This is a genomic window from Flavobacterium rarum (SeqCode), from assembly GCF_965234445.1.
Taxonomy (GTDB): domain Bacteria; phylum Bacteroidota; class Bacteroidia; order Flavobacteriales; family Flavobacteriaceae; genus Flavobacterium; species Flavobacterium rarum.
This window is the reverse complement of the sequence record NZ_OZ248504.1, coordinates 210,508-230,867: the sequence shown is the minus strand read 5'-3', so window position 1 is coordinate 230,867 and position 20,360 is coordinate 210,508. Positions and strand designations below refer to the sequence as shown.

19 protein-coding genes and 1 pseudogene are annotated in these 20,360 nt (G+C 34.6%); 12 read left to right on the top strand and 8 right to left on the bottom strand.

The window, feature by feature from the left end; translation table 11 throughout:
* Positions 1–187: 187 nt before the first annotated feature.
* From ileS to AC8GF4_RS16005, 5 genes are all read left to right on the top strand, one after another.
* On the top strand, positions 188–3,655 hold the full coding sequence (ileS, locus tag AC8GF4_RS16025) for an isoleucine--tRNA ligase (RefSeq protein ID WP_506596036.1): 3,468 nt from the start codon (positions 188–190) through the stop codon (positions 3,653–3,655).
* A gap of 4 nt (positions 3,656–3,659) precedes the next feature.
* Complete coding sequence (locus AC8GF4_RS16020) at positions 3,660–4,040, top strand: TraR/DksA family transcriptional regulator (RefSeq protein ID WP_506596034.1); 381 nt, start codon at positions 3,660–3,662, stop codon at positions 4,038–4,040.
* Between the two features lie 85 nt (positions 4,041–4,125).
* Positions 4,126–4,731, top strand: coding sequence for a lipoprotein signal peptidase (locus AC8GF4_RS16015; protein WP_506596033.1), 606 nt, complete (start codon positions 4,126–4,128; stop codon positions 4,729–4,731).
* Positions 4,732–5,037: 306 nt separating this feature from the next.
* Positions 5,038–5,769 carry a metallophosphoesterase gene (locus tag AC8GF4_RS16010; RefSeq protein WP_506596031.1) on the top strand — a complete coding sequence of 244 codons (732 nt, stop codon included), beginning with the start codon at positions 5,038–5,040 and terminating at the stop codon, positions 5,767–5,769.
* 39 nt (positions 5,770–5,808) lie between these two features.
* Positions 5,809–6,306, top strand: coding sequence for a DUF6646 family protein (locus AC8GF4_RS16005; protein WP_506596029.1), 498 nt, complete (start codon positions 5,809–5,811; stop codon positions 6,304–6,306).
* 249 nt (positions 6,307–6,555) lie between these two features.
* On the opposite strand, the gene amaB is transcribed toward AC8GF4_RS16005, so the two are convergent.
* Complete coding sequence (amaB, locus tag AC8GF4_RS16000) at positions 6,556–8,109, bottom strand: L-piperidine-6-carboxylate dehydrogenase (protein ID WP_506596028.1); 1,554 nt, start codon at positions 8,107–8,109, stop codon at positions 6,556–6,558.
* Between the two features lie 257 nt (positions 8,110–8,366).
* On the opposite strand from amaB, the gene AC8GF4_RS15995 reads away from it, so the two are divergent.
* Together AC8GF4_RS15995 and AC8GF4_RS15990 are read left to right on the top strand one after the other, a co-directional pair.
* Positions 8,367–9,317: an MBL fold metallo-hydrolase gene (locus AC8GF4_RS15995; protein WP_506596027.1), complete on the top strand. Its 951-nt coding sequence runs from the start codon at positions 8,367–8,369 to the stop codon at positions 9,315–9,317.
* Between the two features lie 156 nt (positions 9,318–9,473).
* Positions 9,474–10,040, top strand: coding sequence for a hypothetical protein (locus AC8GF4_RS15990; RefSeq protein ID WP_506596025.1), 567 nt, complete (start codon positions 9,474–9,476; stop codon positions 10,038–10,040).
* Between the two features lie 13 nt (positions 10,041–10,053).
* Here the strand turns inward: AC8GF4_RS15990 and AC8GF4_RS15985 are convergent, their stop codons facing one another.
* The gene (locus AC8GF4_RS15985; protein ID WP_506596024.1) at positions 10,054–11,166 is read right to left on the bottom strand and encodes an endonuclease/exonuclease/phosphatase family protein; all 1,113 of its coding nucleotides are present in this window, start codon (positions 11,164–11,166) and stop codon (positions 10,054–10,056) included.
* A 233-nt stretch (positions 11,167–11,399) separates the two neighbouring features.
* Here AC8GF4_RS15985 and AC8GF4_RS15980 point away from each other — a divergent pair, with 233 nt between their 5' ends.
* The 5 genes from AC8GF4_RS15980 (at position 11,400) to AC8GF4_RS15960 (ending at position 16,669) form a co-directional block, all read left to right on the top strand.
* Entirely contained in the window at positions 11,400–12,296 is an 897-nt protein-coding gene (locus tag AC8GF4_RS15980; protein ID WP_506596071.1) for a S66 peptidase family protein, read from the top strand.
* 161 nt (positions 12,297–12,457) lie between these two features.
* Positions 12,458–12,817 (top strand): YraN family protein, encoded by a 360-nt coding sequence (locus AC8GF4_RS15975; protein ID WP_506596023.1) that lies wholly within the window; start codon positions 12,458–12,460, stop codon positions 12,815–12,817.
* Positions 12,818–12,923: 106 nt separating this feature from the next.
* Positions 12,924–13,580, top strand: coding sequence for an aspartate kinase (locus AC8GF4_RS15970; RefSeq protein WP_506596021.1), 657 nt, complete (start codon positions 12,924–12,926; stop codon positions 13,578–13,580).
* Between the two features lie 174 nt (positions 13,581–13,754).
* Positions 13,755–15,887: an FAD-binding and (Fe-S)-binding domain-containing protein gene (locus AC8GF4_RS15965; protein WP_506596019.1), complete on the top strand. Its 2,133-nt coding sequence runs from the start codon at positions 13,755–13,757 to the stop codon at positions 15,885–15,887.
* A gap of 65 nt (positions 15,888–15,952) precedes the next feature.
* Positions 15,953–16,669, top strand: coding sequence for a heterodisulfide reductase-related iron-sulfur binding cluster (locus AC8GF4_RS15960; protein ID WP_506596017.1), 717 nt, complete (start codon positions 15,953–15,955; stop codon positions 16,667–16,669).
* Positions 16,670–17,451: 782 nt separating this feature from the next.
* Here the strand turns inward: AC8GF4_RS15960 and AC8GF4_RS15955 are convergent.
* The 6 genes and pseudogenes from AC8GF4_RS15955 to AC8GF4_RS15930 form a co-directional block, all read right to left on the bottom strand.
* The gene (locus tag AC8GF4_RS15955; RefSeq protein ID WP_506596016.1) at positions 17,452–18,168 is read right to left on the bottom strand and encodes an alpha-E domain-containing protein; all 717 of its coding nucleotides are present in this window, start codon (positions 18,166–18,168) and stop codon (positions 17,452–17,454) included.
* Between the two features lie 548 nt (positions 18,169–18,716).
* Positions 18,717–19,067, bottom strand: coding sequence for a hypothetical protein (locus AC8GF4_RS15950; protein ID WP_506596014.1), 351 nt, complete (start codon positions 19,065–19,067; stop codon positions 18,717–18,719).
* A gap of 28 nt (positions 19,068–19,095) precedes the next feature.
* Entirely contained in the window at positions 19,096–19,335 is a 240-nt protein-coding gene (locus AC8GF4_RS15945; protein ID WP_506596070.1) for a circularly permuted type 2 ATP-grasp protein, read from the bottom strand.
* 49 nt (positions 19,336–19,384) lie between these two features.
* The gene (locus AC8GF4_RS15940; RefSeq protein WP_506596068.1) at positions 19,385–19,579 is read right to left on the bottom strand and encodes a circularly permuted type 2 ATP-grasp protein; all 195 of its coding nucleotides are present in this window, start codon (positions 19,577–19,579) and stop codon (positions 19,385–19,387) included.
* 33 nt (positions 19,580–19,612) lie between these two features.
* A pseudogene (locus AC8GF4_RS15935) lies at positions 19,613–19,852 on the bottom strand (circularly permuted type 2 ATP-grasp protein); the annotation flags it as partial.
* Positions 19,853–19,966: 114 nt separating this feature from the next.
* The gene (locus AC8GF4_RS15930) at positions 19,967–20,158 is read right to left on the bottom strand and encodes a hypothetical protein (RefSeq protein ID WP_506596013.1); all 192 of its coding nucleotides are present in this window, start codon (positions 20,156–20,158) and stop codon (positions 19,967–19,969) included.
* Between the last annotated feature and the right edge of the window lie 202 nt (positions 20,159–20,360).

Here is a 20,360-nt window from a genome sequence, read left to right as displayed (position 1 = left end):
TTTTGTGGAAAGTATTGGTATCGATATTGTTTTAGAAACCCTAAAATAGTTAGGTTTGTTTTATAAAAAATCAAGGGTTAAAAGCCCAATCGATGGCAATTTGCCTCAAAAAGCAACTTTTGCTTTGGGTTTTGTCTTTTTTCTATAAAATTCCTTACTTTCGCACCTCGATTAAGAAAAGGATAAAATGAGTACAAAATTTACTGAATACAAAGGACTTGACTTGCCAACAGTGGCGTCAGAAGTACTGAATTTTTGGAAGGAAAAAAACATCTTTGAGAAAAGTGTAACCACTCGCGAAGGACATGAGCCTTTCGTGTTTTTTGAGGGACCGCCTTCGGCTAATGGTTTGCCAGGAATTCACCACGTAATGGCACGTGCGATTAAAGATATTTTTTGCAGATATAAAACCCAAAAAGGATTCCAAGTAAAGCGTAAAGCCGGTTGGGATACGCATGGTTTGCCTGTAGAATTGGGTACAGAGAAAGAACTTGGAATTACCAAAGAAGATATTGGAAAAAAAATAACCGTAGAGGAGTATAACGAAGCGTGCAAAAAAACTGTTATGCGTTATACCGATGTATGGAATGACCTGACCGAAAAAATGGGATATTGGGTCGATATGGAAGATCCGTACGTGACATACAAATCCAAATACATGGAGTCAGTTTGGTGGTTGTTGAAGCAAATCTACAACAAGGATTTGATGTACAAAGGCTACACCATTCAGCCGTATTCTCCAAAAGCAGGAACTGGTTTGAGTTCCCATGAAGTGAATCAGCCTGGAAGTTATAGAGATGTTACAGATACAACGGTTGTTGCACAGTTTAAAGTCTTGGAAGATCAAAAAGAATTGGTTTTCAATACCTTTTATGATTACATCAGCTCCAATAATTTAAAACATTACAAGTTCGAAAGATTAGACTTGGATGAAATTCATTTCTTGGCTTGGACAACTACACCTTGGACTTTGCCAAGTAATACGGCCTTGACCGTTGGTCCTCGAATTGAATATGTTTTGGTAAAAACATTTAATCAATATACATTCCGTCCCTCGAATGTGATTTTGGCTAAAAATCTCGTAGGTAAACAATTTGGCAAAGGATTTTTTGAAAGTAGTGAACCATCCGATTTTGAAAATTTTAAAGAAGGAGACAAAAAAATTCCATTTCATATTCTTGCCGAATGCAAGGGAGCTGATTTGGTAGGAATCCGTTACGAGCAATTAATGCCGTTTGTGTTGCCGTACCAAAATCCAGAAAATGCGTTTAGAGTAATTTCAGGAGATTTTGTAACTACCGAAGACGGGACAGGAATTGTACATACTTCACCAACTTTTGGAGCAGATGATGCCAAAGTTGCCAAAGAAGCAAAACCCGAAGTTCCTCCGATGTTAGTATTGGATGAAAATGATAACCCAGTCCCATTAGTGAATTTACAAGGTAAATTTATTGAGGGATTAGGACAGTATTCTGGTAAATATGTTAAAAACGAATATTACACTGCTGCAGATGGAGCTGCTCCAGAGCGTTCCATAGATGTAGAAATTGCTATTCAGTTAAAAGAAGAAAATAAAGCATTCAAAGTAGAGAAATACGTGCACAGTTACCCACATTGCTGGAGAACAGATACACCTATATTGTATTACCCTTTGGATTCTTGGTTTATAAAAATCACGGAGGTTAGAGACCGTATGTTTGACCTTAACGAAACCATCAACTGGAAACCAAAGGCAACAGGAGAAGGGCGTTTTGGAAATTGGTTAAAAAATGCCAACGACTGGAATCTATCCCGTTCTCGTTTTTGGGGAATTCCATTACCTATTTGGAGAACCGAAGACGGAACTGAAGAAATTCTAATCGGATCGGTAGAAGAATTGTATAATGAAATTGAAAAAGCGGTTCAGGCTGGAGTTCAAGATGAAAATCCTTTTAAAGATTTCCAAATTGGAAACATGTCGGAAGCCAATTATGATTTGATTGATTTGCACAAAAATGTGGTCGATGAAATCACCTTGGTTTCTGCTTCTGGAAAAGCGATGAAGCGTGAAGCCGATTTGATAGACGTTTGGTTTGATTCAGGTGCAATGCCTTATGCACAATGGCATTATCCTTTTGAAAACAAAGAAAAAATAGACGAAAACAAAGATTTTCCAGCCAACTTTATTGCCGAAGGAGTAGATCAAACCCGTGGATGGTTTTATACTTTGCACGCTATCGGGACTTTGGTTTTTGATAAAATTGCGTATAAAAATGTAGTATCAAACGGATTAGTTTTGGACAAAAACGGGCAAAAAATGTCCAAACGTCTAGGTAACGCCGCCGATCCTTTTGAAACGTTAAAAGAGTATGGACCAGATGCAACGCGCTGGTACATGATTTCGAATGCGAATCCTTGGGACAACTTGAAATTCGATTTAGAGGGAATCGCTGAGGTACGTCGTAAGTTCTTTGGAACCTTATACAACACTTATTCGTTCTTTAGTTTGTATGCCAATATTGATGGTTTTAAATACGCAGAAGTTGAAATTCCAATAAACGAAAGACCTGAAATTGATCAATGGATTATTTCAGAATTGAATACTTTAGTGGCCGATGTAGATGGATTTTATGACGACTACGAACCAACAAAAGCGGCTCGTGCGATATCTGAGTTTGTCCAGGAAAACTTGAGTAACTGGTACGTTCGTTTGTGTCGTCGCCGTTTCTGGAAAGGCGAATATGCACAAGATAAAATTGCTGCTTATCAAACACTTTATACTTGTTTGTTAACCATAAGTAAATTGGGTGCCCCTATTGCTCCATTCTTTATGGATAAACTTTACAAAGATTTAACAGGAGCAACACAGAGCGAAAACTTTGAGTCAGTACATTTGGCCCAGTTTCCGGTTTCAGTTGAAAAGTATGTTAATAAAAAGTTAGAGAGCAAAATGCAGAAAGCGCAGACCATCTCATCACTTGTTTTATCGCTAAGAAAAAAAGAGATGATTAAGGTGCGTCAGCCACTGCAAAAGGTAATGATTCCGGTACTTGACGACAATCAAAAACTTGAAATAGAGGCAGTTTCGGAACTGATAAAAGCAGAAGTAAATGTGAAAGAAATCGTACTTTTGGACGATGCTTCCGGAATTTTGATCAAACAAATTAAGCCGAATTTCAAAGCTTTAGGCCCACGATTTGGAAAAGATATGGGGTTGATTTCCAAAGAGATACAAAAATTAAGTACAGAACAAATCGCACAATTTGATAAGGAAGGTGCGATAACCATTGTAATTGCTGGAAATAGCGTAATTTTATCACTAGAAGATGTAGAAATAACGTCTCAAGATATTGAAGGATGGCTGGTTGCTAATTCAAACGGAATAACAGTTGCGTTGGATATAACCATTTCTCCAGAACTGAAAGAAGAAGGAATTGCAAGAGAATTGGTGAATAGAATTCAGAATATTCGTAAAGATGCCGGATTTGAGGTAACGGATAAAATTAAAGTGCATTTGCAAAAAAATGATACTTTGGAAACAGCAGTAAAGGCCAACGAAGACTATATAAAATCGGAAACACTTACAGAAGTACTTGTTTTTGAAGATACTATAGCTCAGGGCACGGAAATTGAGTTTGATGGAATAACAACAAATATAATCATAACAAAAAATTAGTATTATGGTAGATGAAATTGCAAGATACTCTGACGCTGATTTGGCAGAGTTTAAGGAGATCATTCAGAACAAAATCGAAAAGGCGCAAGCCGATTTGGATTTGATAAAAAGTGCCTACATGAATGACCTTAACAATGGAACGGATGATACATCTCCCACATTTAAAGCATTTGAAGAAGGTAGTGAAATCATGTCCAAAGAAGCTAACTCTCAGTTGGCTATTCGACAAGAAAAGTTCATTCGTGATTTAAAAAACGCACTTTTCCGTGTTGAAAACAAAACGTACGGAGTTTGTAGAATATCAGGAAAATTAATCGGGAAAGAAAGATTAAAAATAGTTCCTCATGCTACAATGAGTATCGAGTCTAAAAATTTACAACGATAAATTTATTTTCATAAAATAATTAACGCTCCTTTGGGAGCGTTTTTTTTGATTAAATTAGTACTTTTACGCCATAAAATTTTCAAAAATGTCATTATTCAAAGCATACTTTCTCATCATTATAATATTATTAGTTGATCAATTTTCTAAAATTTATGTAAAAACAAATTTTATTTTAGGCGAAGAAGTTCAGGTATTCAATTGGTTTCAAATTCATTTTATTGAGAATGAAGGAATGGCATGGGGAACCAAAATCCCCGGTGAAAACGGTAAATTAATCTTAACCGTTTTTAGACTTTTCGCTGTAACTGGAATTGGCTATTGGTTGTGGGATGCGGTAGAAAGAAAAAAAAGCTCGAATTATCTTATTGTAGCCATTGCTTTGATACTTGCAGGTGCATTCGGGAACATAATCGACTCTGTTTTTTATGGAGTAATTTTTGATGACAGCCACCAGCAATTAGCTACTATATTTACAGACAAGCCTTATGGAACTTGGCTAAACGGACAAGTTGTTGATATGTTTTATTTTCCTTTCATAAAAGATTATCCAATGCCAGAATGGGTTCCGTTTTTAGGCGGTCGTAATTTTACTTTTTTCAATGCTATTTTTAACGTTGCCGATATGGCTATTTCAACAGGAGTTGGGATTTTGATCGTTTTCAACAAAAAAGCATTTCATAAAGAACATTAATACCACTTGCTCCTAAATTTCAAGGAGGATTTGGGCAAGACCACAATAAAAAATGGGGCTACTTTGCATTCGTGCTAGTGGCCCCATTTTTTATTGCGGTCGGGCTATTGCCATTACTTCGGTAATTTGGCGCTATCCCTCTTGCGGTCGTAAACCTAGATGATTCTTTTATTTAGGAGCAGTTTGTTTTTTTATTTTTAAACCGTTAAGTAAATTATCTTTGGTTCACTTCTATCATCTCTTTCGAAAAAATAACAAACCACACTTCTTTTCCCTTATTTTTGTAAAAGAACAAATCGAGAATAAATGAGAACATTAGTAATAGGCGATATACATGGTGGTTTGCGTGCTTTACATCAAATTTTGGAAAGAGCTAGAGTAACTCAAAAGGACAAACTGATTTTCTTAGGAGATTATGTGGATGGATGGAGTCAGTCACCGCAAGTAATCAATTTTTTGATTGAATTAAAAAAAACGCATGAAATTGTTTGTATTCGTGGGAATCATGACGAATTGTTACGAGAATGGCTTGAAGACAGCAAAGACAACGAGCAATGGTACCAACATGGTGGCGAAGCTACTGTTTCGGCTTATCAAAATGTGAAAGGTGAAACCAAAAATAGTCATGTAAAATTTTTGCAGAATCTTCAAGATTATTATTTGGATGAGCAAAATAGATTGTTTATTCATGCTGGATTTACCAATATGAACGGGGTGAATTTTGAATATTTCCCTAAATTGTTTTATTGGGATAGATCACTTTGGGAAACTGCATTGGCTTTGGATCCAAATATGAAACCGGACCACTTGTACTACCCCAAAAGATTAACATTATACAAAGAAATTTATATTGGTCACACACCTGTTTCCAGAATAGGTTTAACTATTCCGGTACAAAAAAACAATATTTGGAATATTGACACTAGTGCAGCTTTCAAAGGCCCACTGACAATTCTGGATGTGGACAGCAAAGAATTTTGGCAAAGTGAACCTTTACCCAGTTTATATCCTAATGAGAAAGGCAGAAATAGAATCTAAATAGTATATTTGCCAAAAATTTAGCACTTAATTTATATTATGAAAAAAATTATTACACTATTAGTATTAGCTTCTTTTGGTTTGACAAATGCTCAACAAGCCTTTAAAGGTAAGGGAGATGCAAGATTTAATGTTGGAGCAAACATTCAAGACGGCGGAACTGGAATTCAGATTTCAACTGATTTTGGATTAGGCGAAAACTTATCTTACGGTTTAGTAGGTTCTTATTTATTAAGCGTTGACGAAGTTTTAGGTCAAACACCAGAATTTCACGATCGTTTTGATGCCAAATTTAGAATCAATGCCAACTTGGGAAGCGTTCTTAACATCGACGAAAAATTAGATATTTATCCAGGTTTGAATTTAGGTCTAAAAAACTTTGGTGGTCATATTGGAGCTCGTTATTTCTTTACTGAAGGATTTGGACTTTTTACCGAAGCTGCATTCCCAATTGCAAAATACAATACAGACGCAGATGGATTTGAAAAATTAAACAACCAATTTACATTTAATATTGGTGCTTCTTTTAGCATGTAAGTTAAACCCAGAATCCGCATTAGACTTCGTAGCGAAACTGAATTATTCAATAAAAGAAAGAGCTCACGGACTATTTTTGAAGATGTAATACTTTTGTATTTTGAATTTAAAAATGGGAGTAAGTTCTTGGTTTTGAAGAAGAATTTAGTTGTAATAGATTTCTAATTCGGAATCTGGGTTAAATGGTAATAAATTAAAAAGCGTCTTGTTAATTAAAACAAGACGCTTTTTTTGTGAATTAATAATTTACTACAAATCAAATTTGATTCCTTGTGCCAAAGGTAAACTTGTAGTGTAGTTGATGGTATTGGTTTGACGACGCATGTACACTTTCCAGGCATCAGAACCAGATTCTCTACCGCCACCTGTTTCTTTTTCTCCACCAAAAGCTCCACCAATTTCGGCACCTGAAGTTCCAATGTTTACGTTTGCAATTCCACAATCCGATCCTACTACAGATAAGAAATGTTCTGCTTCACGCAAATTGTTGGTCATAATCGCAGAAGATAATCCTTGTGCTACACCGTTTTGGACATCGATAGCATTTTCTACAGTTCCAGAATATTTTATTAGATACAAAACAGGAGCAAACGTTTCGTGTTGTACAATTTCGAATGAATTCTGTGCTTCAGCAATTGCTGGTTTTACATAACAACCGCTTTCGTATCCTTCACCTGTAAGTACGCCACCTTCAACAAGGATTTTTCCACCTTCGGCAACAACTTTTGTTAATGCGTTATTATACATATCTACCGCAAGAGTGTCGATAAGTGGTCCAACGTGATTGTTTTCGTCTAATGGGTTTCCAATTCTCAACTGACCATAAGCAGATACTACAGCATCTTTTACTTTATCATAAATACTTTCATGAATAATTAAACGACGAGTAGATGTACATCTTTGTCCTGCCGTTCCTACGGCTCCAAAAACGGCTCCAATAACGGTCATTTTGATATCGGCATCTGGTGTTACAATGATTGCATTGTTTCCACCTAATTCCAACAATGATCTTCCTAAACGACCCGCAACATCTTGTGCTACAATTTTACCCATACGAGTAGAACCCGTAGCCGAAATTAAAGGCACACGTTTGTCGGCAGTCATTAATTGTCCAATTGAATAATCTCCGTTGATTAAACAAGAGATTCCTTCTGGAAGGTTATTTTCTTTAATTACTTCGGCAATGATATTTTGACAAGCAATTCCACACAATGGTGTTTTCTCAGATGGTTTCCAAACGCAAACATCACCACAAATCCAGGCTAGCGCTGTATTCCAAGCCCAGACTGCTACTGGAAAATTAAATGCTGAAATGATTCCAACCACTCCCAAAGAATGGTATTGCTCATACATTCTGTGTCCTGGGCGCTCTGAGTGCATGGTTAGTCCGTGCAATTGACGTGACAATCCAACTGCAAAATCGCAGATGTCAATCATCTCTTGTACTTCGCCATATCCTTCTTGCAATGATTTCCCCATTTCATAAGAAACCAATTTTCCTAATGCTTCTTTATTTTGACGCAATTTATCTCCAAACTGACGTACAATTTCGCCACGTTGCGGTGCTGGCATTAATCGAAATGTTTTGAAAGCTTCTGTAGCAGTTTGCATTACTTTTTCGTAATCTGCCGGTGTACTCGTTTTCACAGAAGCAATTAATTTTCCATCTACTGGCGAAAAACTTTCTAGGATTGCTCCGTTTGAAAAATGGTTAATTCCTGTCGAAGTTCCTTCGTTTATGGCTTTAACTCCCAATTGCGCTAATGCCTCTTTCATCCCAAATTGATCTGCTATTGTTGTCATTGTAACTTTTTTGGTTAAAATTGTTATATTTTTGCGTAAAGATATTATTTTAAGATTAATATTTATAGTCTTTAGAGGTTAAATTCATATTTGAAATTAAATCACCTTCTTTAGAAACATCAATCCTAAATTTAAAGAATAGTAAAATTATACCATTTTAATGGGTTGTTGTCATTTTTTATAAAAAAATACGACTATTAAAAAAGAAGAGAGTAATTTTATAAACTGTTATAAAATTAAAAAAAAACTCTTCAAATATGACTTTTATTCATCGTTCTCTTATTGGTTTGTTTTTAATGTCACTTCCATTATTCGCTCAAAAAAGTGCTTTTCACGTTGTCCCTTTGGGTATAAAAGGAGGTATTGACGAAAAAAATCTGTCGGCCTATTTGGTTGCTCCCATAAACACACAAGATTACATTTGTCTTGATGCAGGAACAATAAATGCTGGGATTGAAAAAGCCATTTCGAACAAAGTTTTCAAAGTTTCGGAAAGTGAAGTTTTGCGAAAATACATTAAAGGATATTGTATTTCTCATGCCCACTTGGATCATGTTTCGGGTTTGATTATCAACTCTCCGGCAGATTCTTCCAAAACGGTTTATGCCACCAAAAAATGTATGGAAATGATGCAAAAGCATTATTTTAATGGAGAGACTTGGGCCAATTTTGGAGACGAAGGTGCGGGTTTTCAGATTAAAAAATATCATTTTCAAACGCTCATTCTCGGAGAGCAAACCAAAATTACCAATACCACAATGACGGTAAAAGCCTTTCCGCTAAGTCATGTAAATCCTTTTGAGAGTACCGCTTTTTTAATCCAAAACGAATATGATGCTGTATTGTATTTGGGGGATACAGGTCCTGATTCCGTTGAAAAAAGCAATGATTTAAATGGCTTATGGAAATCCATCGCTCCTTTGATTCAGAACAAACAGTTAAGAGGAATTTTTATTGAAGTATCATTCCCAAATGAGCAACCGGATAATTTATTATTTGGTCATTTAACCCCCAATTATTTAATGACAGAATTGCATAAACTGGAAGATTTGACTGGTAAAGGAGCTTTGAAGAACTTCAAAATTATCATCACGCATTTGAAACCACCTACCAAAAATATGATAAAAATTAAAGAGCAATTGAAAAAACAGAATGATTTGGGAGTGGAACTTATATTCCCAGAACAAGGAAAACGTTTTGAATTGTAGCTGTTTGTCAGCATTTTTTACTGTTAAAAGATGAAGATTTTTTAAGATATATAATCTCACAAGCTGATGAATAATCTAACAAAAATATAGAACTGTAACAAATTCTAAAATCAAATGTCTATTATAAGAACTAACATTTTCTATATTATAAAAAATATGAAACCAAAAAACATTTGCTTAATCGGATTGTCATTTTTTGTTTTAAGTTATATCCTGTTTTCCCAAGGTTCTAAATTAGATTATTTTAAAAAACCGGTAGATTTTGCGCATTGGTTTAACTTGATTGGAGCTATATTACTGATTTCATTCAATAAAGTATTTCCAAAGAATAATCTTAATTCAGTAGCCTCTTTTTTAACAGCTTTAGGAGTTATTGCTCATATAGGTCTTTGTACTATTGACTTTATGATGTGGAGTTTTGGGAATGATGAAATTGCTAAAACAGAATTAAGCAACCATATAAGTAATACTCCATCTATTTTGTATCCTTTCGTTATTATTGGACCTTCTATGCTTTTTGTTGGACTAGCAGCGCACGCATTAAATTTCATCAAAACCCATACTATAATAGCTGCAATGGTTATTATTGGAGCACCCTCCGTTGGTTTTTCTTTTTTTATATTGAAAAATGGAAATTTAATGCTATTAAGTTGCTTACTTTTTGCTTTGGGATTAGTTTTGCTACTTTACAGAAAGGAAAACGTAAAAATTATAACCGAATAAAATCTTTAAAACTTCATTTTCTTTCTTTTATCAAATAAATATAAACCGGAAAGTGGTCGCTGAAACCAATTTCTGTGAGGGAATGCCGTAAAGGATAGCCCTTGTATTTGCCATTTTTCTGGATTAAAAAAGGTTTATTGTAAATTCCTGCTTTCCAATATTGAAACGAGCTGTAATCCTTTTGCAACAGCGAACCCGAAACTAAAATTTGATCAAAAATATCCCAAGAATCCCGAAAAGCAATTGTTCCGAGTCCCTTATTGGCCATTTCTTCGAAAGGGTTGTAAATTCCTAATGGATTAACATCCTGAATTTTGCCTTTGGCGCCCATTGCTTTTTTCACACTATTATTAAAAGGACTGTCGTTTAAGTCGCCCATGGTAATAATCTTAGTATTAGGATTGATGTGTTGCAAAGAATCGATTATTTTCTTGTTCAACACTCCTGCTAACTCACGGAACGGACTTGTTTTCTTTTCGCCTCCAGAGCGCGATGGCCAGTGATTGACTATAATATGAATTTCTTCCCCATTCAAAAAACCAGTCACCAGCAATTGATCTCTGGTATAAACTCGATAATTTTTGGTGTTGAGTTGGATAACATCTTCGGTTTCTACATTCTCAGATGAATCCGTTTTTGCTACTTCTTTCGTCAGTTGCTCTCCTTTATATACATACAACGGAATGTTCAAATAACTGGTAGGTTGAAACTGTTTTTTTTGATATAACAAGGCAACGTCGATTCCTCTTTTATCAGGTGAATCAAAATGAATGATTCCATAATCCTTATCAATCAATTTGGGCTGTTTAATTAAATCTTCAAGTACTGTTCTATTTTCAATTTCGACACCACCAATAAATGTTGGAGAATTCGAATTTTCTGAGGTTCCAATCTCGGATAATACACGGGATAAATTTTCTAATTTTTGATGGTATTTTTTGGAGCTCCAATGTTGGTCTCCCTTTGGTGTCCATTCTTCGTCATTGGTGATTGGATCGTTAATGGTGTCAAAAAGGTTTTCGAAATTATAAAAGGCAACGGTATGAATCACAAAAGTTTTGTTCTGTGCATTTCCTTTAAATAAAAAAAGAATTACAAATAAGAATGAAACGCTTACTTTTATCATTAGTTAAGGTGTAAAATTGGGTTAGTCTTTTGTAAAAATAGTAAATTGATTACAATAATTTGGTTTGTTTTAGAATTGTCTATATTTGTTTTTGTCTTTTATAAAAACATTTATTCCAAAAATTAAGCATGCATACTATTCCATTTCCATTTATGACAAACAAATGCGTTTTGTATCAATTTCTATTGCTTATTTTTGTTTTACAATCTACAAACAGTCAAGCTCAAACTACTATGATTACACCACCCTATTTGCAAAAAGGAGACACTATTGCTATTGTGGCAACTGCTCGAAAAAATGTTGATGACAACTTGAAACCTACAATTGACTTACTGCATTCGTGGGGTTTGGAAGTTGTTATTGGGAGCACTATCGGATTGGATTTGAATCAATTGGCGGGAACAGATGAACAACGTGCATCCGATTTTCAAAAACAAATGGATAATCCAAATATCAAAATGATTTGGTGCGCTCGTGGCGGATATGGTACAGTGCGTATGATTGATTTGTTGGATTTTTCCAAATTCAAACAACACCCAAAATGGTTAGTAGGATTTAGCGATGTAACGGTTTTGCACAATCATCTCAATACCATGGGTTACAAATCGATTCATGGAACAATGCCAGTAAGTATTGAAAGAACAGCGCCCGAATCTATTGAAACGTTGAAAAAAGCATTGTTTGGACAACCACTTGAATATAAAATTGACCCTTTTACGATGAATCGTTTTGGAAAAGCAACAGGCGAATTAGTTGGTGGTAATTTATCGATTTTGTACAGTTTGTTGGGATCTAAATCGGCAATTGATTGTACCGATAAAATTTTATTTATCGAGGATTTGGATGAATATCTTTACCATATTGATCGAATGATGATGAACTTGAAACGCAATGGCTGTCTGGAAAGCATCAAAGGAATTATTGTAGGCGGAATGACCAAAATGAAAGACAATGACATTCCGTGGGGAAAAAATGCGATGGAAATTGTGCAAGATGTGACTCGAAAATACAATATTCCGGTGCTTTATAATTTTCCTGCAGGACACGTTCATGATAATCGAGCTTTGATTATGGGGAATGTTGTGAGTATGGACGTTAATGAGAGTTGCAATACGGTGACTTTTAAATAAAAAGAATATAGAGTAAAGAGTACAGAGTAAAGAATAAAGAAAATAGACTTTTCGAAAATTAGATAATCTTAGACGATCTTATATTTGACTTGAACTCCCATTTAAAATCTATATTCTATGTTCTCTTTTCTTTTTTCTAAAATCTAAAATCTAAAATTTCTATGGCTTCACACAACGAACTGGGAAAACTGGGAGAAGAACTTGCCGTAGAATATCTTCGGGAAAACGGATATACTATTCTGGACACCAATTGGACGTTTCAAAAAGCTGAGATTGATATTATTGCCCAAATAGAAAATACACTAGCCATTGTAGAAGTCAAAACCCGTTCGTCTCTCGAATTTGGATTGCCCCAAGATTTTGTAAAACCAAAAAAAATTCAACTTTTGGTAAAAGCAGTAGATGCATACGTAATTGAAAGAGATTTGGATATTGAAGTTCGGTTTGATATTATTGCCATCAATAAAGAGGACAAATCCTTTGCAATTGAACACCTTATAGATGCTTTTTATTATTTTTAAAGAAATTTAACAATGTTATATTTGTAACAAATTGTTTTTTGCGTATCTTTGTGCAGAAATTAAGCCCAAAAACTAAGTACTAACTACGTAAAAACCACAGTGAATTATGAAAACAGTTTCTTCAATTGTTGAAAATTACATCAAAACTAAACCCTTTTTGTTAAATGCTTTATCATTAGGCATAATCAACTTGACTTCATTGTCAAGGAATATAATGAACGAATTGGAAAGTGAATTTGGAAAAGAGGTAAAACAAGGAGCTGTAGTAATGGCGCTTAAAAGACTTACAGAAGAATTAGATTTTAGATTGAATCATAAAATCAATAAAGTAATAAAAAACATTGGTGAAATTACCGTTCGTTCGGCTTTGACGGATTATACATTTGCTGTTTCGGACACCGTTTTGAACAAACAAGCCGATTTAATTACTGATATTAATTCTTTACCTGATATTTTTTATACTTCGTCCAAAGGAGTGAATGAGACTAACATTGTGGTAAGCAATAGCGTAAATCACTTGGTTGAAAAACATTTTGCTACCGAAAAAATGATTCAGAAATTGGATAATTTGGCTTCCATAACTGTAAAATTGCCCAAAGAGAATATGGTTGTTCCTGGAATTTATTATTTCATTTTTCAACGTTTGGCTTGGGAAGGAATTATAATCAATGAGGTAATTTCAACATCGAATGAGTTTACGATTTTGGTAAGCGAAAATGAAGTTGATGTTGCTTTTAAAGTGATTAAAGATTTGAAAAACTAGAAAATTTATGTGATTTCAACAAACAAATAGCTAATAATGGCAATACAGTTAACCGCAGATTCGCAGATTATTTTATAATCTGCGAATCTGCGGTTAACTATTTAAAACAAAACTATAATCACTAAAAAGCGCTTTGTTTTAACTATTTTTGAAACTTAAAATTTTTTCTTAATTATGTTAGCTCCATCCTTTCAAAAGTTAAAAGACAAATTATCGGTATCTATTGATCCCAAACGTATTTTGACCAATCCGTTGCAAACGCTTGCTTATGGAACCGACGCCAGTTTTTACAGACTGATTCCAAAAATCGTAATTCTGGCCCACAACGAATCGGAAGTTATCGAAATTATAAAACAAGCCAAAATACTTGATATTGCTTTGACATTTCGTGCGGCCGGAACTAGTTTGTCAGGGCAAGCTATTTCTGATTCTGTTTTGGTAGTGGCTACACATGGCTGGAAAAGTTTTGAGCTTTTGGATAACAATACTAAAATAAAATTAGAGCCTGGAATTATTGGTGCCAAAGCCAACAATTATTTAGCGCCTCATGGCTTGAAAATTGGCCCTGATCCTGCTTCAATAGGAGCGGCTATGATAGGCGGCATTGTCGCTAACAATGCAAGTGGAATGTGCTGCGGAACGGCTCAAAACTCTTATCAAACCATAGCAGATATCCGAATTGTATTGCATGACGGAACCATTCTAGACACTTCAAATGAGAAGAGTATTGCTGCTTTCCAAAAAGATAAAGCGGTTTTAATTGAAGAAATTGAAAATCTCAGAGATACAATCAAAAGCAACGAAATACTGTATCATCTTATCAAAAATAAATTCAAAATAAAAAACACCACAGGCTACAGCATCAATGCATTGGTTGATTATCAAGATCCCATTGAAATCATCAAACATTTGATGGTAGGGTCGGAGGGGACATTGGCTTTTATTTCTAATGTGACTTTCAAAACGGTTATTGATGAAAAACACAAATCCTGTTCTTTACTCATTTTTAATACGATACAGGATGCCTGCAATGCCACTATTTTATTAAAATCTGCACCCGTTGCAGCGGTTGAATTGTTGGACAGGGAATCGATTCGATCTGTAGAAAATGACGATGATGCGCCAGACTATTTCAAAATATTACCCGAATCGGCATGTGCTTTATTAGTCGAATGCAGGGATAACGATCTGGATACTATGTTGGTAAAACAACTAAAAGTTCGTTCAGAAATTGAATCTATTCCCACTTTTTCGGAATATGAATTTACTTCAAATCCCAAGCAATATTATTTCAATTGGAAAGCCCGAAAAGGATTGCTACCAACAGTTGGGGGACTTCGAAAAAACGGAACAACCGTGATTATAGAAGATGTTGCTTTCCCTTTGCCACAACTGGCCGAGGCTTGTCTGGCATTGAAAGATTTGTTTAAAAAATACGAATACCATGATGCTGTTTTATTTGGTCATGCCTTAGAAGGAAACCTGCATTTTGTGTTTTCTCAGGATTTTTCGAACCAAAATGAAATCGATAGGTACGAAAAATTAATGTCCGAATTGGCTGTTTTGGTGGTCGATCGTTTTAATGGTTCTTTGAAAGCCGAACACGGAACAGGTCGCAATATGGCACCTTTTGTAGAAAAAGAATGGGGAACTGCCGCTTATGAAATCATGAAACGTATCAAGACTATTTTTGACCCCAATAACAAAATAAATCCAGATGTACTCATTAATCCCGATCCCAAAGCACATCTCAAAAATTTAAAACCACTCCCCGAATCCAATGCAATTATTGACAAATGCATGGAGTGCGGATTTTGTGAACCGCATTGCGTATCGGAAGGACTGACTTTGTCTCCAAGACAACGCATTGTGATTGCCAGAGAAATCAGCCGATTGGAAAGCACGAATGATGATCCGAAGCGATTGGCAGACATTCAAAAAGAGGTTACGTACCAATTGGATGAAACCTGTGCAACCGATGGACTTTGTGCTTTGGCATGCCCTGTACATATTGATACCGGAAAATTTGTAAAAGAATGGCGCGCCAATGAATTGGATTCAGGGAATAAAAAAGTGGCTACATATATTGGTTCACACATGGCGGGAACAACTGCAATTTTGAGAGTTGGATTGAAAATAGTTACTGTTTTTCATATTATTCTTGGAACCACTATCATGACAGCATTGTCCAATGCATCCCATTTTATAACCTTTGGAAAACTTCCGAAATGGATTCCCGAAATGCCAAAAGGAGCCAAAAAAATAAACACCAAAAAATTAACCGCTGATTCGCAGATTATTTTTTAATTTTCACTCAAAGATTTAAAGAATTTTAAATTAAAATCTGCGGTTGACCTTTTAATACATAACAAATGAATACAACCTCTGATTTAAAAGTCGTTTACTTTCCTTCTTGCATCAATAGAAGTATGGGTAAAAATAGTTTTCAAAACTCAGATGATCTTCAATTGACCGCGCTAACTCATCAATTATTGGTTCGTGCCGGTTTTACAATAATTTATCCTGAAGCTTTAGACACGCATTGCTGCGGAATGCCTTTTTCGAGCAAAGGTTATGCCGAAGCCAATCATGCACAATCTGAAGCTTTAGAAAAAGACCTTCTGAAAGTTTCAGAAAACGGAAAATATCCTATTTTGTATGACATGAGTCCTTGTTTTTACCATTCGAAAGAGGAATTTTCGAAAACGCTAAAAATTGTCGATCCTATTGACTTTATGCTCGATTATGTGATGCCTCTTTTAACGGTAAAAAGTAAAAAAGATACGATAGCGGTTTTCCCGGTTTGCTCGGTTAAAAAAATCGGAAAGATGGACCAACTACTTGCTTTATCCCAACTCTGTGCCAATAACGTAACTATTATTGACAGCAATTGTTGCGGTTTTGCAGGAGATAGAGGTTTCCTTGTTCCTGAATTGAACGAACACGGATTACGAGAATTAAAAGCTCAAATTCCCACCAGTTGCAAAGAAGGGTATTCCACCAGTAGAACCTGTGAGATTGGATTAGAAAGAATGAGCGGTATTGATTTTAAATCTATTTTTTATCTGATTGAAGAAGTGACGAGGTAAAAATTTAGATTGAAAAAAAGATATTCCACAATAAGTAATAATTAAAAAGTTGAAGTTAGGTTTTTATTATTTCAAGTATATCTCAATACATTTAGCATTGCCAATTATACTTTTTGATAAGTGATAAAATATAATAAATGATTTTATTTCTGCATGTTTTATCACTTAACGTGTGGTTTTGGTCTAAAATATAACATAAAAGACATATTTATTGTCTAAAAAACAAATACTTTCGCGCCATTCTATATTGGTTATAGTTTTTATTTTATAATTATACTTGAGAAATTGAATCATCAATCTTGTGTTAGTTTTATATTGTAAAGCCACAAGGGCACGCAAAAATTTATTTCATAAACTTTCTTGTTTAAATTAATTGGATTGTTTGTTTAAGTTTTTAATACTTCGAAACTATGTGTCTTTGTGCGTCTTTGCTTTTTTCGGAAGAAAAAATTTATTTTTTAACATTGAAGCTCTTTTTATTTTTAATAAAAAAGAGGGAATAATAAATTATATCACCTTTGAAAAGGCAATTTGTTTTTTAAATTATAAAATGGATTTTCTTACTGTTGTTGCTGTTGTTCAATATAGCTAATTTGCTCTTTAACTTCTTGTGGAATTTATTCAAAAACGACATTGTTTATTTCTTCATAATGCCTGCCATCTTCGTAGCCAATAGAGACACAGACCGATAAAGTTTGTATGGCGAATCCTTTGAAAGTTCCTTTTATAGGGGTGCAATCATAAAAATTTCAACAACATTAGCTTCGACAATGGTGATTCCCTTAATGTAAGTAATTTTTTCGAATTACATGTTGCACCACTTTTCTATTGTGCTTGATTTTGCTATAACTTTTAAGATAGAGTTCATAAACAGATAATGAGAGTAATAATCTTCGCCAATACATTACGTCCTCATTTCCGTTTAGATTGTAATTGATAGGAGCATAATAAGCCTGTGTCATAAAGATAGTTTGCAAACACCTTTCTATCAATTTTCCAATATTCGAAAAGCTCCAGCCCAGTCCCCTAGGCATTGTTACTTGCAATATTCCATTGTAAAGTAAGAGGTCTTTGTTGAGTTTGTTTGCAATTTTTAATGCATCAGATGTTTCCAGTTTTTTGGGAAGATCAGGAGAATTCATAAAATGATACAGCGAATTGATGTGCTCCCATAATTCTTTTGTTATTTTATCTTGAGAACCTCGAGCATTTTCGCGTGCTTTTATAACCAGATTTATAACCGAATTATGATTCAAATTGTCGCAAATAATATATTTAAGGACATAATTAGTGTCATATTGGACCTCATTAATTTGGTCGTAGGTTAAGTCGGTATAGCATCTTAATAAAAGTTTGTATCCTTGACAATCATCAGTTTCTTTGTCAAAGGACAGGATGTAACTGGTGTTAAGAGTTAGCAACATGCCATCGGTTCTTTCCATATATCTGTTGAGCCAAAACATTCCGTCTGCAACTCGACTTAGCATATTTGCTTTCATCTAATTCGATTTATAAATTGTAAAAAAAGCTTTTTAGTAGTAATAGGACAATTGTAGTTTTTTCGATCATAATTTTTTGGGCGTGACCCTGTTGAGCAAAGGGGCTTATTTGTAGAACCGCTTATACAGCCCCTTTGCTCAACAGCGTCGGGCTATCACGAGCGCATGGCGCCTTGCTTTATCCCTCACGCGATTCCGTAACTCATCATCAGCTAGGTGCATACAAGTTCACACCGGCCGAAAATTGTGGCCTAAATAGTTCTCTATTTTAGCACTTGTAGATAATAGGTTCTACAATAGTTTCTATTATAGATTCTATAATAGGAGCCTGAGATTGTTTTAATTGGTGAGCAAAAACATTTCGGTTGTAACCCCACTTTGCATTGTTGTTTTCATTTGAATGGATTTTAAAAGTGATATAAATTTTTTAGAAATCGGATAATTGTGTTTTCTTTATTAACACTTGTTGATAATGGGTTTTACAATCGTTTCTATTTTAGATTCAATAATAGGAGCCTGAGATTCAAATCGACTTAGCATGTTTGTTTTCATTTTGATTGATTTAAGAATTGAGATAAATAGATTTTGATTTTATTTGAAAATCTTGTAATAAAATTGTTTTCTGTTTTATTGTTTGGTTTTTCCAAAACAATAGGTTCAACAGTAGTTTTAATAGGTTTTGTTTTTTCTTTTTTCGGGATGATTTCAATATTTGAATCTTCTAAATTAGGTATTTCAGGTTCTGCTGATATTGTTATTTTTTCGATTACAGGTTCGTTTGAAATTGCTGCTGTAAGCTCAGTTGGTGTCGCTTCATTCAAATGGTTTAAAACCATTTCTGGTAAAAAGGCAAACATTGGCTTGTCGTTTTTTTCTGTGTTTAATGTCTTTGTTTTCATTTTATTCATTTTAAATTTTAAAATGAAATTACTTTATGATCCAAGTGTCTTTGCTTCCTCCGCCTTGTGAAGAGTTGACTACCAATGAGCCTTCTGTTAATGCGACTCGAGTTAGTCCTCCAGGCACTATTTCTACTCCATTGGGCCCGCATAAAGCATAAGGTCTTAGATCTACATGGCGTAATTTCAATTGGCCATCTATTAAGCAATGGATTGTACTAAGTTGAATAATTGGTTGTGCTATAAAATTTCTGGGATTGGCTAGAATGGCAATTTTTCCATTATCAAGTTCTTCTGGGTAGCTTTGTTTCCCATGATCATTCCGTAACCGCCACTTCCATTGGTTTCTTTAATTGCCATATTTTCTTATCGGCAAATACCAATTCTCTTTCTTCTTTGTTTTCCATTTGGTATGTTGGAACATTTTTAAGTATAGGTTCTTCGTTAAGGTAATATTTTATCATGTCTGGAACATAATTTTCTACCATGCTTACTTTGTTTGAGGTAAGCATGTCTGGGAAAATCCGTTTGGTAATTTCTCGATTTTCCAATATGTAACTCACGCCACTAGGACATCATAGGTTGTCTTCCAGTACATAAAATTCACCCATTGCCCCTCGAATTAAATCAATTCCAGCAATATGGACATGAATGTTATGAGGCGCTTTTATCCGTGAGCTTCCTGTATATAATTTGGGCAAGAGGCTATTAATGAAGCAGGGATTATTTTGTCCATTATATACATCTTCCAAAAACAAATTAAGCGCTTTTAATCGCTGTTTGATTCCAGTTTGGACTTCGCTCCATTCTGCTTTTGTAATGATATCAAAAGGAAAAATTCTTTCTATTTCTTATTCGTCGTCACTATAAATGGTAAATGTTATACGCTGATTCATGAACTAATCGGAAGCCTGAATTTGTTTAGTGTTTAGATTTTCTGGATTTAAATTCTGTAAAGTTTGAAGAACTTGAGCATAAGAATCTCTCACGCCTTCATTCGAGAACATCTCGTCCCAACTTTTTGGGTTCAGTTTTGGCATCACTTTCATCATATTTCTCAGTAATAAATAATTAATTAATGAGTATGACATATAATGGCTTTTGGAGCTTCATTTTGAACTAAATTATTAAATTATTATAACCGAAATAAACAAAGTTGTGATTATTTAGTAATTTATATGACTTTCTTTTTTAGCTAATCTTTTTTTTGTCAATTCTAATTTTTTTAATTGAATTTTTTTTCGATTTCGCATTGGCTATGTCGATGTTTTAAATACAACCCCCATTTGGTAT

Bases quoted from the DNA above. Each gene is read 5' to 3' on its own strand.
- ileS (WP_506596036.1), top strand. From the start codon at position 188: ATGAGTACAAAATTTACTGAATACAAAGGACTTGACTTGCCAACAGTG.
- AC8GF4_RS16020 (WP_506596034.1), top strand. From the start codon at position 3,660: ATGGTAGATGAAATTGCAAGATACTCTGACGCTGATTTGGCAGAGTTT.
- AC8GF4_RS16015 (WP_506596033.1), top strand. From the start codon at position 4,126: ATGTCATTATTCAAAGCATACTTTCTCATCATTATAATATTATTAGTT.
- AC8GF4_RS16010 (WP_506596031.1), top strand. From the start codon at position 5,038: ATGAGAACATTAGTAATAGGCGATATACATGGTGGTTTGCGTGCTTTA.
- AC8GF4_RS16005 (WP_506596029.1), top strand. From the start codon at position 5,809: ATGAAAAAAATTATTACACTATTAGTATTAGCTTCTTTTGGTTTGACA.
- amaB (WP_506596028.1), bottom strand. From the start codon at position 8,109: ATGACAACAATAGCAGATCAATTTGGGATGAAAGAGGCATTAGCGCAA.
- AC8GF4_RS15995 (WP_506596027.1), top strand. From the start codon at position 8,367: ATGACTTTTATTCATCGTTCTCTTATTGGTTTGTTTTTAATGTCACTT.
- AC8GF4_RS15990 (WP_506596025.1), top strand. From the start codon at position 9,474: ATGAAACCAAAAAACATTTGCTTAATCGGATTGTCATTTTTTGTTTTA.
- AC8GF4_RS15985 (WP_506596024.1), bottom strand. From the start codon at position 11,166: ATGATAAAAGTAAGCGTTTCATTCTTATTTGTAATTCTTTTTTTATTT.
- AC8GF4_RS15980 (WP_506596071.1), top strand. From the start codon at position 11,400: ATGATTACACCACCCTATTTGCAAAAAGGAGACACTATTGCTATTGTG.
- AC8GF4_RS15975 (WP_506596023.1), top strand. From the start codon at position 12,458: ATGGCTTCACACAACGAACTGGGAAAACTGGGAGAAGAACTTGCCGTA.
- AC8GF4_RS15970 (WP_506596021.1), top strand. From the start codon at position 12,924: ATGAAAACAGTTTCTTCAATTGTTGAAAATTACATCAAAACTAAACCC.
- AC8GF4_RS15965 (WP_506596019.1), top strand. From the start codon at position 13,755: ATGTTAGCTCCATCCTTTCAAAAGTTAAAAGACAAATTATCGGTATCT.
- AC8GF4_RS15960 (WP_506596017.1), top strand. From the start codon at position 15,953: ATGAATACAACCTCTGATTTAAAAGTCGTTTACTTTCCTTCTTGCATC.
- AC8GF4_RS15955 (WP_506596016.1), bottom strand. From the start codon at position 18,168: ATGAAAGCAAATATGCTAAGTCGAGTTGCAGACGGAATGTTTTGGCTC.
- AC8GF4_RS15950 (WP_506596014.1), bottom strand. From the start codon at position 19,067: ATGAAAACAAAGACATTAAACACAGAAAAAAACGACAAGCCAATGTTT.
- AC8GF4_RS15940 (WP_506596068.1), bottom strand. From the start codon at position 19,579: ATGCTTACCTCAAACAAAGTAAGCATGGTAGAAAATTATGTTCCAGAC.
- AC8GF4_RS15930 (WP_506596013.1), bottom strand. From the start codon at position 20,158: ATGTCATACTCATTAATTAATTATTTATTACTGAGAAATATGATGAAA.